This is a genomic window from Desmonostoc muscorum LEGE 12446 (assembly GCF_015207005.2).
GTDB lineage: Bacteria > Cyanobacteriota > Cyanobacteriia > Cyanobacteriales > Nostocaceae > Nostoc > Nostoc muscorum.
Window position 1 is genome coordinate 7,414,455 of record NZ_JADEXS020000001.1, and the last position, 18,193, is coordinate 7,432,647.

Genomic DNA, 18,193 nt, shown 5'->3' on the forward strand with positions numbered 1-18,193 from the left:
TCAATTTTGGATTTGAGATTTGAGATTGTTTGTTTAATCCAAAATCCAAAATCCAAAATCTAAAATCGATTAATCGCTCCCTTTTCAAATACTTAAAACGCCACAGATTGAGCTGTACCAGATAAAGGAATTATTGTGTAAAACTTTGTCTGCCCTTGTTGAGATTCATAAATCTTAGAAAAGCGGTTGACAGTTGTAATACCTTTAGTCACGATTTTAGACTCGTTACCTTGTCCAAGATTCACAGGAGGCAAAAGCAAGCTAAACGTGACATAGCCATTATCTCTTGTTTTATAAAGAGTCACCGTTACCAGCGTACCAATTTCTACCTCGGCAGTACGGATTTGATCTCCCACAAATTGTAATGTCCGTTGCTGGTCTTTATAGTTTAAACGAGGCGTGCCATCAAAACTTGTTGTTGAGTAAGTAACATTAACATTTTGCCCTTGCAGTTCATACAAGTTCGGTGTTGGCGCTTCTAATGCATAAGCTGGTATCGCCGTCAATGCCATACCTAGTGTTAACGATGAAACTAAGTTTTTGGTTAGCATATCTGAAAAAAGGAATTTATGAGTTTGATACGAATGTAAGATTCGTAACTTAATTATTTGACAGGAGTTTGGTGGCAATTTACGCCGTTTGGCTGTGAATTACTCTTCATTTATTCTTTACAATTGCACATCCGGTCTCAGCAAGAGCTAAGAAATGGTTAAGATTAATGTATAAATTTATTTTTTAATAAATATTCACGTGAAAATACGGCAAATTACTTGCTTGATTTTGTTTTTGATAATTCCGTACTAAAAAATCACCGGACATCCTTCGAGAAACAAGGCAGGAGGCAAAGCCGAATATGTTTAACCATGCCTACAAGCTAGCGGTGATGAAATTGCACCTCTTTCTCTAAAATCTTGATATCGTAGTTACCAAAAAAATCGTGACCTAGTAGCCCAATGTCAGCTTGTGGAGCGATCGCTACTTGAAGATTATTCGCTATAACTCCACCTACTGTAATAGATTTTACCTTACTGGTTGAAAATTGGACTTCGCTACCATCAGCAATTTGAGCTTGTAGGATACCTGTAGTTTTGAGTTGCAGGCTACTTGCCATATTTCGAGTAATCACAGTAGCACTAGCACCTGTATCTACAATCATTTCAAAGGTTTTTTTGTCATTGAAAGTGACATCAACTATAGGAGTTCCACCAAAGCGGCGTTTGATGGGAACCCGAAAAACTTTGTCCTCTGGAGGTGCGTCTGAAGGTGCGGCGGTTGTACCACCACAAAGCTTTGCCAATCCAACGGTTTCACCAGAAGAGGTTACCATGAAACACGCTCCTGGATCTCCAATTGATGCTTGATTAAATAATACTAAAAATACTAGTGTCGGCATGAGTGCAATCGCACTGAAATTAATGGTTTTAATACCATGCCTCCAAACATTCTTCATCTTATCTTAATTTCCCAATTACTTCAATATTTATTAATATGTAAATCACTCAAATAGATTGATTTATGGATGTTTTTTGTACTTTTATCTTTTTATTTATATTAACTAGAATTACTGATTAAAAAATTAAAGATTAGATAAAGACATGATAAAACTACTGAGAATCCAACGTTCGAGTCAATATTTTAAAAAGGGAGTGGGGAGTAGGGAGTAGGGAAAAAACCTTTTTTATGTTTGTTTGTGAGATTTTCCCGTGATTGACTGCCTTAAAAATACCGAATGAGAAGTAGGGAGCAATGAAAATCTCTTTTCCCCACTCCCCACTCCCTTATTAATTCGCCGACTCAAAGGTTGCTGCTGCATATATAGCAGTGGCGATCGCATTTTTCACAGCAATATCCTTTTGTTCTAAAATGATATTTTCACTAACAGTACGCCCAGCAACTACACCGCAAATAGCTGCTGCGGCAAAATTATATACTCCTGCCATTTTAAACAGTGTGCCGGATTCCATCTCATAATTTAAGATATTTAATCGCCGATATTCTTCTGTAATACCATGCAGCGATCGCATTAAATTTGGATTTGCGGAATCAGTGCGTTCTTGTCCTTCATAAAAAGTATCGACTGATGCCGTAATTCCTACGTAATACTCAACTTTTAATTCTTGTGCGGCTTTAACTAAAGCGACTGTCAAAAACGGGTCAGCTGCGGCTGGATATTCCACAGGTGCAATGTCATTTGCTGCACCTTGGCGACACAATGCTGCACTACTAATAACAACGCTACCGACAGTTATATGGGGTTGAATGGAACCACAAGTTCCAATGCGAATAATTTGCCGAATTCCTACTTGTACCAACTCATTTACAACAATACTTAATGAAGGCGCACCCATACCACTAGTAGCTGATAAGATGGGGCGACCATTAGGTAAATATCCCAGATAGCTATTGAGTCCGCGATTTTCCGATAACAAGCGTACATCCTGTAAATAAGTTTGAGCAATGAGACGCGATCGCTCCGGGTCGCCGGATAATAAGGCTATGCTGGGGGGCGATGAACCTAAATCATCTTGTCCAAAACCAATGTGATAGAAGCGTTTATTTGGCATAGCGTTAAGAGTAGCGATCGCCCCAGCAGGATACCACGCTAGTACCGCTGCGCGGAAGTCAAAAGGAGCCAGTCGCTCATAGGGGAAACCCCCATACGCTAAAGCGTCTCCCCTTGGGAGAAGACAGCGCTGCCTCTTCTTTGCGTCCTTTGCGGTTCGTTATTTCATTCTCCGCCTAAGTCCAAATACCGTGGAATCTACACATCAAAAAAAGGCAGGAAATCCCGCCTTTAGAAAAAACATACAAAACCATAGTTAAGCTAAATATTACGCTTTACTGTGGTTAACTGTTGTCAAAATTATGGCAAATGTGTGACTAACCTAAATCTTTAGTGGTCAGATCTTTTTTCCTTTTGAGGATGATACCAAAAGCGGCCGCCATCAAGGTTCCGAAAATGCTAGCGGGTTCTGGAATAGAAGTTTCATCCACAGGTATAGGTACTTTGATACTCAAATTCGCCAAGGGAGTGTTAGTCAAAGTTAGAGATGTTATGGTTGGCGCCCCAGGGATATCAGACTGGAAATCAAAAACTGTGGGAGTTGAACTACCATTGCGATCGCTATATCGTTCCCCATAGCCACTGACTTCAAAAGTGCCCTGATACTGCTTTCCGGTGTCTGGGTCGGTGACAGTACCAGTATAAAAGGCTTTGATGAAATTAAATTCATCTTGAACAACTCCTTGAAATGTGGTTCCTGACAATTGTCCTTGATATTTGAAGGGAGTCAACTGACCACCAGAAAGAACCGGCGATGTCAAAACACCATCGAAGGAAACAAAAGGAATACCTTTAAAGTCAACGAAGTAATGCAGACTTCCATCAGAACGTGTTTTTACCTGCAAATAGTCTGATTGATAAACAGGAACATAATTAGGATTATTTTGAGTACCTAAATTCCGGTAATAAGTTCCAGTGTCATCCGTATCAATACGAGTAATACTGTTATTGAAATTCGGATTATTTCTGGGAAGTTCGATAGTTCCTGATATTGCACCAGTGCTTTTAATTGTGATGAATTGAGCGGCAAAAGCACCAGAACTACTGAAACCAATAATTGCTGCGGCTAAACAACTACTGCTAACAATTGCACTACCCAGCTTAGCCCCTGATGAACTTACTTTCATGAACAATTTGCTCCTGTAATCGCCGATGAAAAGACACACCTAGTCGGCTGAGATTCATTTCAAATGTTTCTCAACATGATTATTATTCCCAGATTTAGGATGTAAATCTCATTATCAAAAAAAGCTTTTTTATCAAAACTTGGAACATTTTATTTAAAATATAAGTCACAATTCAGAATTCAGAAGTCAGAATGCAATCATTGGGGTATTTACACCCGCCAATTTCTGACGAAGTTCAGATACTGCGGCAAGCCAAAAAGTCTCTAGGGAGAAAACCTCCGCTCTGATTGAAGACCACCAAATTTTCAATTTTGTCGGGGACTTAAACCAGTTTATTCACTCATCAGCCGCATAGAATTCAATTTATTTTTCTGACGACTGACGGCTTTCTTGTTTCTTGTTAAGGAACTTTAATATTTCAATTATTCTCTCAAAAAATAATAATTAGCAAGGTAAGATTATTTATCATTGCGATCAGGTATATTGGTGAGACTTAAGACTTTCAATCGACCACTGGGTGTTTTGTTAATATTTTTAACTACCCAGATAGCATTTAGTTCTAGAGTTGGTAAGGCACAAACCCCAACCGCACCTACAACTACTACAAAAGCAATTTGCTCTACCCAATTGGGAACAGCTATAGACGCTGTTATCAATCGTCCCCTATTTCGTCGGATGCGTTGGGGAATTTTGGTGCAACCTCTGTCAGTGGGGTCAACTCTTTACAATCGAGATGCTGAGAAATATTTTACTCCAGCGTCTAACATGAAGTTGCTGACAACAGCAGCCGCATTGCAGCAGTTGGGTGCTAATTTTCGTATTCGTACTTCTATTTATCAAAACGGCAATGGTGTTTTACGTATTGTCGGTAGGGGAGATCCCAGTTTAACTGATACTCAATTGCAAGCATTAGCACAACAGTTGAAACAAAAAGGTATTACTCAAATTCAAGAGTTAATTGCCGATGATAGTTATATTCAAGGAGATATTGTTAACCCTACCTGGCAATGGGAAGATGTCCAATCAGACTACGGCGCACCAGTCAACAGCTTTATTATCAATCAAAATATTTTTAGTTTAAAACTTGTACCCCAAGCTGTAGGTAAACCTTTACAGATAGTGTGGACTGATGTTAACGAAGCAAGACAGTGGCGGACAATTAATCAGTCAGTAACCGTTGATCAAAATCAACCAATTTACATCAATGTTAACCGAGAATTATCAGGAACAGCATTGAGAATTGAAGGACAGTTAACAGCAAATTCTGAACCTTACTCACTAGATTTACCCGTAGTTGATCCTGATTATTACTTCTTACGCCGCTTCCGTACTGCTTTGGCAAAACAAAAAATTTCTTTGGGAAAAACATTAGTACTATCTGGTGGTATTAATCAAGAGGAAATAGCGTTTGTAGAGTCACCACCTTTATCTGAATTATTAGCAGAGACAAACATCAATAGTAATAATCTATATGCTGAGGCACTATTAAGAGCATTGGCTGTGGAAAAACCCAAACTGAAAAATCAGACTAGCGCTAATCTAGGTTTAGAAGTTGTGAAAGCGAGTTTAACTCAATTTGGAGTCGATCCAGCAAATTATGTTTTAATAGATGGTTCAGGTTTATCACGTCGTAACTTAGTAACACCAGAAGTTTTTGTCCAAATTTTGCGCTTAATCGCAAGAACGCCAGCAGCATCTATATATCGCGCTTCTTTACCTGTGGCTGGCAAAAGTGGAACCCTAAAATATCGTTTTCAAAACACACCAGCTGAAGGTATTGTGCAAGCCAAAACAGGTACGTTAACTGGTGTAGTTTCTTTATCTGGATATGTGAATGCACCTAAATATCAACCGTTGGTTTTTAGTATTATCGCCAATCAATCGGAACAACCTGCAACAGTTGTGCGCCAAGCAATTGATGAAATTGTCGTGCTGTTGGCTCAGTTACAGCGTTGTTAAGAAATGTTGAGAGATTGTAAATTTTACATCTCTAAATTTCATTTGGTAAAGCGATCGCTCTACAGTCTACAGCCTGTTTGTCATTGAATATCATAACAATACTACTATCAAGAAACGATGTACCACAAAGACCAAAATTTTAGAGTTTAAGTATTTTTCCTGATTACAGCACTCCTTACAGATGAATAGGATAGAGCGCATAATAGTGCCATCAATTGTATGGCATATTATTTTTTAACTAGAAAGAGTTAAACTCATTGATTAAATCTGGGAAAAAACCAGATTTATACAATAAAACTTAATAGCTTGATTGGCATTATTTACATGAAAGTTAGCTTTTGAAAAATAAATACACTCAAGCTTAAAAAATAGCTACGTCAAGAATTAAATAATTACTGTTGAAGTATTTTTCAAGCAGTCAGCACTCTAGCTGATTAATTTTGTTGCGATTTCCAAAGGTTTCATTTGTTTGCAGACAACAAATTAAAAAAACTTGCTTAATTTGTGCGTCCATTTGCTATAAACAGGAATAAAAATTATGGCAGTTTCACTAGCTAAAGGACAACGAGTTTCACTTGAAAAAGTTGCTCCCGGCTTAACAGATGTCTTTATTGGACTCGGATGGGACGTGAAGGCTACAGACACAGGTCACGACTTTGATCTGGATTCATCAGTATTTATGTTAGGTATTGATGAAAAACTTCTTTCCGACAATCACTTTATTTTTTACAATAATCTCACAAGTCCTGACCCCGATAAATCCCTTCAACATCTGGGAGATAATCTCACAGGTGTAGGTGAGGGAGATGATGAAGTTATCAAAGTTAATCTCAAAAAAGTACCGCCAGAAGTTCAAAAAATAGTTGTTACTGTAACTATCTATGAAGCACAGCAACGCGGACAGAACTTTGGTCAAGTTAAAAATGCCTTTGTGCGTGTTGTCAACGCTCAAACAAAACAAGAAGCAATCCGCTATGACCTAGTTGAAGACTACTCCATAGAAACAGCACTAATTATGGCAGAACTTTATCGCAAAGACGGTGAGTGGCGTCTTAATGCTGTAGGTGCAGGCTATCAAGGAGGTTTGAAAGCGCTACTTGAACGCTATAGCTAAGAGTTTACTAATCCATATATCCAACATAACTTAACATGGGAATCAACTTACAAAAAGGACAACGTATTTCACTTTCTAAAGAAGCTCCCGGACTAACAAAACTAATGTGTGGACTAGGCTGGGATACAACCAAACCTTCAGGTGGTGGTTTTTTTGGCGCTTTCAGTAACACTCAAGATTGTGACATAGATGCTTCTGTCATCTGTTTAGATGAAAATGGCAAAATCGCAAATATAGGTAACCTCATTTACTTTGGAAATCTATCTCATAAATCAGGAGCTATTACTCATTTAGGTGATAATCTCACAGGTGCAGGAGAAGGTGATGATGAGCAGGTCATTGTAGATTTAGCTCGACTACCTAAAGAGATTGTAAAACTGGTTTTTACAGTTAATATTTACGATTGTATTGCTCGTAAACAAGAATTTGCCCAGGTTAAAAATGCTTTTGTACGCCTAGTCAATACATCTAACAATCAAGAATTAGCTAAATATAATCTATCGGGTTCTGAATATAAAGGAATGACCGGAATGATTATGGCTGAAATTTACAATCACAATAATGAGTGGAAAATGGCAGCTATTGGCAATGGCATTAATGTTAATGGTTTAGAAGCACTTGTGAAAGCCTATGCTTAAATTGCCACCCAGCATTAGTAAGTTATCGAGCGTTTTTGAGATTTTTGTAGTTCACACCTCATCTTTTGTGGATGAAAAAAATCCAAAATACTTTGATAATTGACTAATTATTGAGTGACTCAACTCAATAAAAACTCTGAATAAAATTCATTTTGAAACAATAGGTAGTAATCATGTCAATTAACCTCAGCAAAGGCGAAAGAATCAATCTTTCAAAAGAAGCACCAAGCCTAATAAATGCTGGAATTGGTTTAGGATGGGATATTAACGCTACAGATACAGGTTCAGCCTTTGACCTGGATGCGTCTATATTTATGTTAGGCGCTAACGGAAAAATTCCTAACGAAAAATACTTTGTATTTTACAACAACTCACAATCACCAGATGGTTCTGTGAAACATGAGGGAGATAGCAGAACTGGAGAGGGTCTCGGAGACGATGAAACAATTCAAATTGATTTGAGTAAGGTTGATACTTCCGTTCAAGAAATAGTTTTTATTGTCACTATCCATGAAGCAGAACAAAGAAAGCAAAACTTTGGGCAAGTCAGAAACTCGTTTATTAGAGTTTATGACAACGCCACAGAAAAACAAATTGCGAAATATGAATTAGATGAAGATGCTTCCGCAGAAACGGCAATTGAATTTGGTAAACTTTATCGAAAAGATGGAGAATGGAGATTTCAAGCTGTCGGTGCTGGTTATAAATCAGGGCTGCAAAGTTTTGTAGACCGATACGCGGCTTAGTAGCTATCTTATAGCAGAATTCAGAATTCAGGAGTCAGAATTCAGGAGTCAGAATGGGCTACGCCCCGCTGCGCTAACAGAATTAAAATAGGCTCTCTGCCTAGCTTCGAGGTCTATATAGTGTACTTCACTAATTTGAAATCTGCTGTATAAGGTAATAAAAAGGGGGTATTCATTGTTGTTGCCCCCTTTTTTAGCATAAATTAATTATGAATTCATGAATCATAACTCATAATTATAAATTTATTAAGTTAACAAAACAATAAATTTTGAGGATGTATCTGAAATGGAAATTGAATTAAGTAAAGGTGGTAGATTTAATCTTTCTCAAGAAGCTCCCAATTTAAAAAAGGTAGCTATTGGCTTGGGTTGGCAAGTAAATCAAGCGGGGCAAACCTATGATATTGATGCTTCTGTATTTATGTTAGGTGCAGATGGTAAAATACCTGATGAAAAATATTTTGTATTTTACAATAATCTGCAATCACTCGATGGTTCTTTAAAGCATTCAGGAGATAATCGAACTGGCGAAGGTAATGGAGATGATGAGACGATTTATGTTGATTTAGCAAAAGTCAATCCAGCGATTCAGGAGATAGTTTTTGTTGTTACTATTCATCAAGGACAAGAGAACAATCAAAATTTTAGTCAAATAAAAAATGCTTTTATCAAGATTTACAATCATGAAAATAGAAATTCTCTGGCTCGGTACAACTTAAGAGAGGCTTTTTCTCAAGAGACGGCTTTGGAATTTGGACGCTTGTATAAAAAGGATGAACAATGGAGATTTCAGGCGGTAGGAGAAGGCTATAGTTCGGGGCTACAAAGTTTTGTAGATAAATATATTGTTGAAACTAAACAGGAAGGAAAGAAAGAAGATGAAAAAGAAAAGTATAAAAATTCAGAAAAAATAGCATTAGATAAGAAACTTGAGCAGGAAGCACCACATATTTTCAATCTTGCTAAAAAGGCAGATATATCACTTCAAAAAGTAAATTTGACAAATCATCAGGCTAAGGTTGTGCTTTGCCTTGATATCTCTGGTTCAATGAGTTCGCTCTATAGTTCAGGTAAAATCCAGCGGCTTGCTGAAAAAATTCTGGCTTTAGGATGTCGTTTTGACGATAACGCCTCTATTGATATATTTCTATTCGGAGCAAAAGCCCATAATGTGGGTGAAATGACTATTGAAAATTTTAAAAGTTTTATTCAAAATCTCCTACAAAAGTATCCCCTTGAAGGTGGTACTTACTATGGTCAAGCTATCAATATGATTAGAAAATTCTATTTTCCCATATCTAAAAAAAGTAGCCAAAGCAATATTGTTTCGTTAAATAAACCAGTTTATGTCATGTTTGTTACGGATGGAGCAACCTCTGACGAATCACAAACACAACAGTATCTGAAAGAGTCTTCCTATGAGCCGATTTTTTGGCAATTTATGGCAATTGGCAAGTCACGGAAGGATGTTAAAAAGAAAGGTATTTTAGGCTGGTTATCTCAAGTAAATACAAGTGATTTTAGTTTTTTAGAACGACTAGATGAAATTGGCGATCGCTATCTTGATAATTCCGATTTTTTCAGTTTAGAAGACCCAGAAAATGTGGCTGATCAAGAACTTTATGATTTACTGATGACTGAATATCCCAACTGGGTAAAATTGGCTAAAACTAAGAATCTATTCCAATAAAAAATCAATGTCTCTCTACGATCGCCTGAATTTAACCAGACCTAATCATCGACCGCTCAAAGTCCCAATTTGGGAACGCATAAACTTAACTAGGCCTCCCAAACTCCGTTGTCAAGGATGTCGTTCGCGCATCCAATCTCACTGGGAATTTTGCCCTTCCTGCGGCAGAACTCTCATAGAAAAAAATAGCGAGTTTCGGCGTTGTATTTGGGTGGATGTATCAGGAATGGACATTGAAGAAGAACATAAAGAAGCAATCAATAATATTCTTGTTGACGCTTTCTCCAAAGTCTACGGTGCATTTAGAAGTGTTGAAGTATTTTTGACATCAGATCCGCCTGAAGCAAAGGAATGGGGGAACAGTTTTACTCACGTTTATATATTCGCTGATAACCAACCAGTTGATTATTTAGGTGTAGCTAGTTTTAAATTAGGAATGGTTACAGACCGTGCTATTATCCGCATCGATCAAGTATTTTATGCTTCTTATAATGCCAGTCTCAATGTTAATCAATTGTCCAACTTAATTGCTAATACCATCGTCCATGAAATTGGACATACATTAGGTCTAGATCACTCTGCACTACCAACAGATGTCATGCATGATGGACTTGACCATATTATTCATAGCTCAATGCCGCCATCATTTCACGCTTCACAAATAAACTCGATGAATAATGCTATTCGTAGACAAGCAGCTTTAAAAGTTGATTGACAAATACTAAAAATAGCTCATACTATTTTGGATTTTAGATTTTAGATTTTGGATTGGGAATGGCTTTCTAATACTATTTCACGAAAATCTTGATCTGACTTTTCACGTCATGTGGAAAAGTTCACGTAAAACCTAACCCCCCAGCCCCCTTCCCTTGAGCAAGGGGGAGAATTCAAAGCCTCTCTCCTTGTAGGAGAGAGGAATGGAAGTGAGGTTTTCCAGATCCCGTGAAAAGTCAGAATCTTGATACATATAGATTTAACGTAGGGGCGCACAGCTGTGCGCCCCTACCGAGGTATCTGAAACTGACGTTAACCATTAGAAAAAATAAAATCATTCTCGCCAATCAAGCTAGAATTGATGCTGGTTAAAGTCGCTAACACCTCATTTGTGGAAGTAATACGAATAGAAGTATTATTGCCACTTGCAGATATAGTCAAAGCTCCATAAGTCAAGCCACCAAATAAACCAAGTTTATCAATGCCATCCTGAAAGCTATTGATGGTATCAGTACCATTACCTGAGGCAAGAACAAAGATATCTGCACCTGCTTGCCCGTAGAGGTAGTCATTGCCAGCACCACCATTGAGTAAGTCATCACCATTACCGCCATAAAGGTAATCATTGCCAGCACCACCAGTGAGCCGATCGCTGTTATCCTGTCCATAAAGGTAATCGTTGCCAGCACCACCGTTGAGAGTATCGTTACCTGCATCCCCATAAAGATAGACTTTACCAAGACTAAATGCTGAAGCATCTAAGATATTGTCGCTAATACCACCAGTCAGCGTTACTTGTTCGATACTGATCAGGGTGTCGCTACCCAAGCCGGAAAGTTGAGTATTAGTCAATGTAAAGTTGACGTTACTAGATTCATTGAGATAATCAGTACCAGCACCACCATCGAGGGCATCATCACCTGCACCACCATAGAGATAGTCATTGCCAATACCACCGATGAGGCGATCGTTGCCATTCTCTCCGTAGAGTGAGTCATTGCCAACACCACCGTCGAGGGTATCATCACTATTACCCCCATATAGATAGTCATTGCCAGCATTACCGTAGAGGCGATCGCTATCATCTTGTCCATACAAGTAGTCATTTTTACTACTGCCTAACAAGTTATCGTTACCAGCACCACCATAGAGAGAGACGCTACCAAGAGTGAAGGCTGAAGCATCTAAGATATTATCAGTAATACCACCAGTTAGGATTACTTTTTCAATACTAATAAGGGTGTCGTTCCCTAAGCCAGAAAGTTGACTGTTAGTCAAAGTAAAGTTGACATCACCTGATTCATTGAGAGAATCAGTGCCAGCGCCACCGTCGATGAAATCATCACCTCCACCACCATAGAGATAATCATTGCCAGCATTACCGATGAGGCGATCGCTGCCATCTTGACCGTAGAGATAGTCATTGGCATCACCACCGTCGAGGATATCATTACCTGTACCACCATAGAGAGAGTCATTACTGATACCACCATAGATGGTATCTTTGCCTGTTTCTCCATAAAGGCGATCGCTGCCTTCGTAGCCGTAGATGATATCATCAGCTAGGCTTCCGGTCAGGTTATCAGCTGAACGCGTACCATATAAAGTATTTTCAATGACATCTTGAAGCTGAACTGTGACAGTTTGTACACTGCTAGTATTAATGCCGTCGCTGACAGTGACTTGTAATTCAAAGATGGGATTAATTTCAAAGTCAAGTTCGTCGCTATCGTTGACAGTAATTTCTCCAGTGGTGGAGTTGATGTTAAAGCCAACCTGACCATCGCGATCGCTATCCAAGTTACCATCAATAATTGTCCAGTTGGTAAATGTGCTGCCATCCACATCTGTTGCAGCTACAGTCCCAACCACCGCACCATTAGCAACGCCTTCATTAATGCTAAAGCTTTGACCTGCGGTAATCACAGCAGCATCATTCACAGCCATAACATTAATTGTTCTAGTCACCGGAGTACTAGTACCACCGTCACCATCACTGAGGACAACTTCAATAATACGAGGAGTGATTGATGGGTTTTCAGAAACATTAACGTAAGTAATATTATGCAGTAAAGCTTCGACAGCAATACGTGTTGCACTGGTATTGAAGTCAATTACCAAATCCTCACTTCCAGTACCTACAGAGAAAGTACCGATTTCCAGGGTACCGTAGTTGATGATATGACCGTTGAGATTAATTTGAGTTTCGTTACGTATACTAAGACGGTCATCGCTGCTACCACCGCTTTTTATCCGAACAGTCAATTTTCCAGTGTGGAAGTTGGCAGAATCTGGGTCAGTAACAGTTGTATTTGGTTCTGCAATTAATATCGCAGGGGCATTTTCAGTGTAACTAGCAGCATATTCTGGCCAATTGGCGATCGCTGGAGGTGCTATATTAGAAACACCGAGGAAGCGTGCTACTGCAAAAGAACTGTCATCGAATTGACCGACAACAACAATCTTGCCATCCGATTGAGTCGCAACGATATCACTCTCATCGTATGCACTCCAAAGCGGAGTCATAATTTGACCACCTATGCCAAAACTATTATCTAATGTTCCATTAGCATTGTAAGCTAACAGAACAGTCCTGCGATTAAGGCTGTTAGTTTCGCTTTCAATATAGCCACCAACAACAATTTTGCCATTTTGCTGAATGGACAGACTATTAGCACGGTCATCAGTGTTAGCGCTCAGAGGTGCAATAACTTTACCACCATCGCCAAAGTTAGCGTCTAAAGTCCCATCCGTGTTAAAACGGGCAATGGCTAAGTCATTTTGATTAGAGCTAGTATAATTCACGTACTTCCATACTCTTCCAGCAGCAACAATTTTGCCGTCAGCCTGAATTGCAATAGTATGGATTTCTCCACCGGGAGTACCTATCGCAGCCACAACTCTACCACTGTTGCCAAAGCTTGTATCTAGGCTACCATCGGTGTTATAGCGTGTTAGGGCAAATTTAATGTCACTGCCATTATAATCTCTTCCCCCAACAACAATCTTACCATCAGCCTGAATGGCAACAGCATAGCCTTTCGTGCCGTTGACTTTGCCACCATTACCAAAGCTTGCGTCTAGGCTGCCATCGGTGTTGTAACGTATTAGAACATAATCTGCATTACCGTTGCCGATATACCCCGCTAAAATAATCTTGCCGTCTGCCTGAACCAAGACTTTGTGACCGAAGTCTTCACCAAAATTGGTAATAAGTTTGCCGGCGTTGCCAAAGCTGCTATCTAAGCTACCGTCGGCATTATAGCGTGCCAGAGCAAAATCTGGTCGATTTGGTTCGCTGTTGGCTCCCCAAATATACCCAGCAACAACAATCTTGCCGTCAGGCTGGAGAGCAACGCTATAGCCATCTTCACTTCCGGTGCCAATAGAAGTGTTAACTATACCTGCACTACCAAAATTACTGTCTAAACTGCCGTCAATGTTGTAGCGAGCTAAATCAAACTGGCTCAAACCCCCGAAGACAACAATTTTGCCATCCGGTTGAATGGCTACACTCTTAGCGTAAATATTAGAAGTGGTAGATACTATCTCACCATTACCAAAGTTAAGGTCGAGGTCACCAGGATTCATTAACAGCTTGATAAAAACGTTTTGATTGGGACTGGTTAAAATACCATCGCTGACGTTGACTTGTAGATTGACAATGGGAATGGGGTTAATTTGAGGATTAAGGTCATCAATATCATTGATAGCCAACTCTCCGGTATTGGGGTTGATACTGAAAGCTTGATTGCCGTCACCATCTATGTCTAGATTTCCACTGGCGATCGCCCAGTTAGAAAAGGTAGTATTGCTATCAACATCTGTAGCCGTCAATGTCCGAATAATTGTACCGTTGCTAACATTCTCAGGAATATTGAAAAAAATCGGCGCAATTACAGGTGCATCATTGACAGGATTAATCGTAATTGCAGCTGTGTCAGTAGTACTACTAAAAGCAGTCGAGCCACCATTAGTACTTGTGTTACCCAAGTTACCATTTATTCCACTAGTTTGATCCCAAGCACGAAAGGTGATGGCGTTGTTGATGGTGCCGTTGAAGTTTGGGGAAGGGCGGAAATAAACGCGGGTGTTAGCATCTGCCGCCAACAACCGAGCGCTACTATTGGAAACTGTACCCACGCTATACCAGTTTTGCCCATTGTTAGTGCTGTACCACCACGAACCGTTGCTGGTGTTCGTGGTAGTAATAGCAATACCAGTTACTGCCCCATTGTTGGAGTCGCTGACGTTTCCGCCCAGGTTCACCAATGAGGAGACTAACGTACCTACTGCTCCGGAAGGTGCGTCTGAATCTTCGTTGATTGAATTGAGGTTAATAACGGTGTCAGTTAATGTAGGAGCAGTATTACTAGGAGCAGGGGTGAAAGAGTAATTCAAGGTAACATTACCCGTATTAGCTTGATAGCCATCTACAGAAATGTGATAAGTTGTTCCGGCAGTAACTGTGAAACTCACCTGACTAGCTCTATTTCCACTGGCAAGATCGTCGTTAGCAGCAACCAGGCTCAAACTGTTGATGGCATTACCTGTGTAAACATCAAGGTAAGTATCAAAGCCACTACCTATAGTATCAAAAACAATGTTTCCAGAAGCAGGAGCAGTCCAACTCCACCAAATTGAATTTGTGGTTCCTGATTGAATTGGCTCCCCTGATTCACCTGTAGCTCCTACATTATTGCCTGTACTATTGCCTGAGTTACCAGAAAGTATAATTCGGTTGGCAAAGTTGTCATTGGAGGAAGCTAAAACGAAGTTGTAAGTTTCTAATATTTCTGGTTTAAATACCTGAGCAGTCGTCACCTCACCTCGACTGATTTCTAAATTCCAGTCTCCGCCTAAAGCAGCATTCCCTGTGAGATTGGCAGAAGCAGCAATGCTAGCTTTTGTCAACTTGTGCAACTTATCAATAAATTCTTCCCCAGCGTCTCCAGCAGCAACATTACAGCCGTAAAGTAATAGAGATGGAGAAACGCAGAGATGGGAAGACCAGGTTTGTAGTTCCTGAGTGTAGCGTTGCAATGTGCTGAGGCTAAGTTGGGTGTTACCTAAGTAAAGGCAACCAGGGGAGCCATGAGAAATGATGTGTACACTTTCAACTCCACGGCACTGTGATAATACGTGGGTAATTTGTTCTACCCCATCTTGATGGCGATCGAGGATAACTGCCTCTAATTTTAATACAAAAGCTTCGAGTAATATTTCGTAGTTAATTACTGAGGAGTCAATGAAAAGAATGCTTGTGTTTTTCATGTTCATTATATTATTGTCATGATTGTAATTTTGAGTTTTAAGTGTTATTGAAACTCGGTGATATGATATGAAATGCTGGATAATATAAACTCAGAAACTATTGTTCATCAATCTATTCAATAGCTCAGTTCTGATTTATCCTCTTCAGAAAAGCTGACAGTTACTCAAAAAAAGACAGCGATTACCCTAGTAATATTTTGCTGATCTTCAGCCTTAATTTCATCGATAAATTTTCTGATATATTGTCAAGAAATTGTAAAGCTTTAAAAAATATAGTAACAAATGCTACTTTAAATTTCAAGATTCAGTTGATTAGTTGTCTTGAAAAAGGAGTGACGAGTAAGGAGATCACCTCGTTGTGTGATTTCTTGCCACGACACAATATGTGGTAGCGGTAATTCATGTAGACGCGGATCAGCCGCTACTTTCGTTATCTTTTGGGTAAGTCCTGATTACATGATTGTCTAGCTTGTATATGCTTGAAGAGAAAGCTGACGGCTAAATCTGCTAAGTTTGTATCTTAATAAATCTAGCTATTGCTAGATGTTCCAATTTTGTTAAAAGCTATAATCTACATCTGTTGCACCGAGAGATTAACTTGTGGATGCCATTTTAGAACGATCGCATGAATTAAAACAAGCCTTGGTTGATTTCGTCCTCGACGCAGAAGGCGAACTCGCACAAGCACTGGAAACTTATGCAGCTGCACAGTTGCGCCGTGGAAGTGGCGATAGTACACAGCAAGACTTAATCATCGATCGCTTTCTCACAGAAGGAAAAGTGGGCGAACACTCACCACTAGAGTTGTTTATCGCCAGCCATCCAGACTTAGACGAGAGCGATCGCAATTTAATCAATAGTTGGCATCGCAGTTTTATTGGCTTATTTGCCATTACTAACATCCTACCTGATGGCTTTGAATTAACCAACTGGTTAACAGATAAACGCTACATTGTCAAGGCAAACAATCCTCAAACATTACAAGCAATATCTCGTTTGAAAGTCGGAGAAATCTTACTAACTCGCATTTCTCCTGTTACCGATAGCTATTGGATATTCTCTGGCCCTTACACACTCATGGGTAAATTGGGTAAACCAAAACTTGCTGTTGCAATTGGTAATTTCAAAGAAAACTATAAAAGTAATCTTTACAGTGATGCTCCAGATTTGCTAGAGGAAGCTTGGCAATCAGTAGGACAATATCATCAACAGTTTGTAGAATTTTTTGGTACTGATGAAATTACATTACCTGGTTACCAGTTGAATAAAAAAATAGCCGATTTTCAAGAAATAATTACTGAGAAAAGCTTGGCAGCAGCCGGAATAGATACTTCTAAATCCTTGGCAGAAGTGGCAGAAGAAGCTGGCATTGACGATGAGGAAATCAAAGCAGCAGCAGCAGAATTGGGTGCCGACTCCAACACAGTGTCTCAGATATTTAACAGCAAAAAGGGCAATAGCAAAATGGTGATGCCCAAAGTTGATTTACCGCCTGAACTGAAGAAAGCCGAACAGGTAACGGCTCTTTCTCACCCTCGTTGGGGACAAATGTTTTTACCAACATATAGTAAGGTACAAACAATTTTATCAGCAGAAGATTGGCAAAGTGTTGAAGGTGCCCAAAAGTTAATTCGCTACTACCTAGAAGATAAAAGTATTAATGCTTTTATTTGGCATCGATTGGCGCAACAACACCCAACTCAATTAGAAAATGTGTTGCAAACAATCTTAGAACGTCCAGAGTTTCGTCTTGAAAGTGACTTAGACACACTTTTGCAAGAATTCAATAAACCTATTGAGCCAGAGTTACCAGAAATTGCTAGCGTTCCGATACATCTACATAACTTATTTCAAGAAGCTTTAGGAGAAGTGAATAAATCTAAGCCTAAGAATAAGGGACAACAAAAGTCAGCAAAGGGTTTTCAAAGAAGTTAGCAGATATATAATAGATTTCTCGTAGGGGCACGGCATTGCCCATTGGTGTCAACTTAAGCTCAAATGCTTGTCCCACATACGCTTTACTCCACCCTAACCCTCCCCTTGTAAAGGGGAGGGAACTAAATTTCTTTTTCCCCCTTTCCAAGGCAGGGCTGTTTCATTCCATTTCAAACAGGATTTGTCAAGATGGTTAGCGAGAAAATTGTAAGTAAGGGTGACGATGAGATGAACATTTAAACATTGAAATATCAGTAAAATAGTTCATTTTCTGGGCACGCTGGTAACAAAATAACTAATTTTTAATTGCTAGAACCCTTGATTTTTAAAGCTCTTTGGGGAATGAAACAGCCCTGCTTTCCAAGGGGGGATTAAGGGGGGTAAAACGTGTGTAGGACAAGGGTTTCACGTTAAGTTGACACCTATGGGCATT

The 18,193-nt window shown here is 39.4% G+C and carries 12 protein-coding genes; 7 read left to right on the forward strand and 5 right to left on the reverse strand.

Annotation, left to right across the window (positions count from 1 at the left end; genetic code table 11):
- Positions 1-92: 92 nt before the first annotated feature.
- From IQ276_RS30520 to IQ276_RS30535, 4 genes are all read right to left on the reverse strand, one after another.
- Complete coding sequence (locus IQ276_RS30520) at positions 93-551, reverse strand: hypothetical protein (RefSeq protein WP_228042786.1); 459 nt, start codon at positions 549-551, stop codon at positions 93-95.
- Between the two features lie 323 nt (positions 552-874).
- Entirely contained in the window at positions 875-1,450 is a 576-nt protein-coding gene (locus IQ276_RS30525; protein WP_193913469.1) for a retropepsin-like aspartic protease family protein, read from the reverse strand.
- Positions 1,451-1,781: 331 nt separating this feature from the next.
- Positions 1,782-2,564 (reverse strand): nucleoside phosphorylase, encoded by a 783-nt coding sequence (locus tag IQ276_RS30530; RefSeq protein ID WP_193913467.1) that lies wholly within the window; start codon positions 2,562-2,564, stop codon positions 1,782-1,784.
- Between the two features lie 316 nt (positions 2,565-2,880).
- Positions 2,881-3,690, reverse strand: coding sequence for a PEP-CTERM sorting domain-containing protein (locus IQ276_RS30535; protein ID WP_193913465.1), 810 nt, complete (start codon positions 3,688-3,690; stop codon positions 2,881-2,883).
- A 513-nt stretch (positions 3,691-4,203) separates the two neighbouring features.
- Here IQ276_RS30535 and dacB point away from each other — a divergent pair.
- From dacB to IQ276_RS30565, 6 genes are all read left to right on the forward strand, one after another.
- Positions 4,204-5,649, forward strand: coding sequence for a D-alanyl-D-alanine carboxypeptidase/D-alanyl-D-alanine endopeptidase (gene dacB / locus IQ276_RS30540; protein WP_193913477.1), 1,446 nt, complete (start codon positions 4,204-4,206; stop codon positions 5,647-5,649).
- A 538-nt stretch (positions 5,650-6,187) separates the two neighbouring features.
- A complete protein-coding gene (locus IQ276_RS30545; protein ID WP_193913463.1) occupies positions 6,188-6,763 on the forward strand; it encodes a TerD family protein in 576 nt (191 codons plus the stop codon).
- Positions 6,764-6,798: 35 nt separating this feature from the next.
- Complete coding sequence (locus IQ276_RS30550; RefSeq protein ID WP_193913461.1) at positions 6,799-7,401, forward strand: TerD family protein; 603 nt, start codon at positions 6,799-6,801, stop codon at positions 7,399-7,401.
- A gap of 173 nt (positions 7,402-7,574) precedes the next feature.
- A complete protein-coding gene (locus tag IQ276_RS30555) occupies positions 7,575-8,147 on the forward strand; it encodes a TerD family protein (RefSeq protein ID WP_193913459.1) in 573 nt (190 codons plus the stop codon).
- A gap of 286 nt (positions 8,148-8,433) precedes the next feature.
- The gene (locus IQ276_RS30560) at positions 8,434-9,837 is read left to right on the forward strand and encodes a TerD family protein (RefSeq protein ID WP_193913457.1); all 1,404 of its coding nucleotides are present in this window, start codon (positions 8,434-8,436) and stop codon (positions 9,835-9,837) included.
- Positions 9,838-9,844: 7 nt separating this feature from the next.
- Positions 9,845-10,552 (forward strand): matrixin family metalloprotease, encoded by a 708-nt coding sequence (locus IQ276_RS30565; RefSeq protein WP_193913455.1) that lies wholly within the window; start codon positions 9,845-9,847, stop codon positions 10,550-10,552.
- 311 nt (positions 10,553-10,863) lie between these two features.
- Here IQ276_RS30565 and IQ276_RS30570 read toward each other — a convergent pair whose 3' ends face one another.
- Entirely contained in the window at positions 10,864-15,831 is a 4,968-nt protein-coding gene (locus IQ276_RS30570) for a DUF4347 domain-containing protein (protein WP_303820768.1), read from the reverse strand.
- A gap of 594 nt (positions 15,832-16,425) precedes the next feature.
- On the opposite strand from IQ276_RS30570, the gene IQ276_RS30575 reads away from it, so the two are divergent.
- Positions 16,426-17,760 carry a hypothetical protein gene (locus IQ276_RS30575; RefSeq protein ID WP_193913453.1) on the forward strand — a complete coding sequence of 445 codons (1,335 nt, stop codon included), beginning with the start codon at positions 16,426-16,428 and terminating at the stop codon, positions 17,758-17,760.
- The last annotated feature ends 433 nt before the right edge of the window (positions 17,761-18,193 follow it).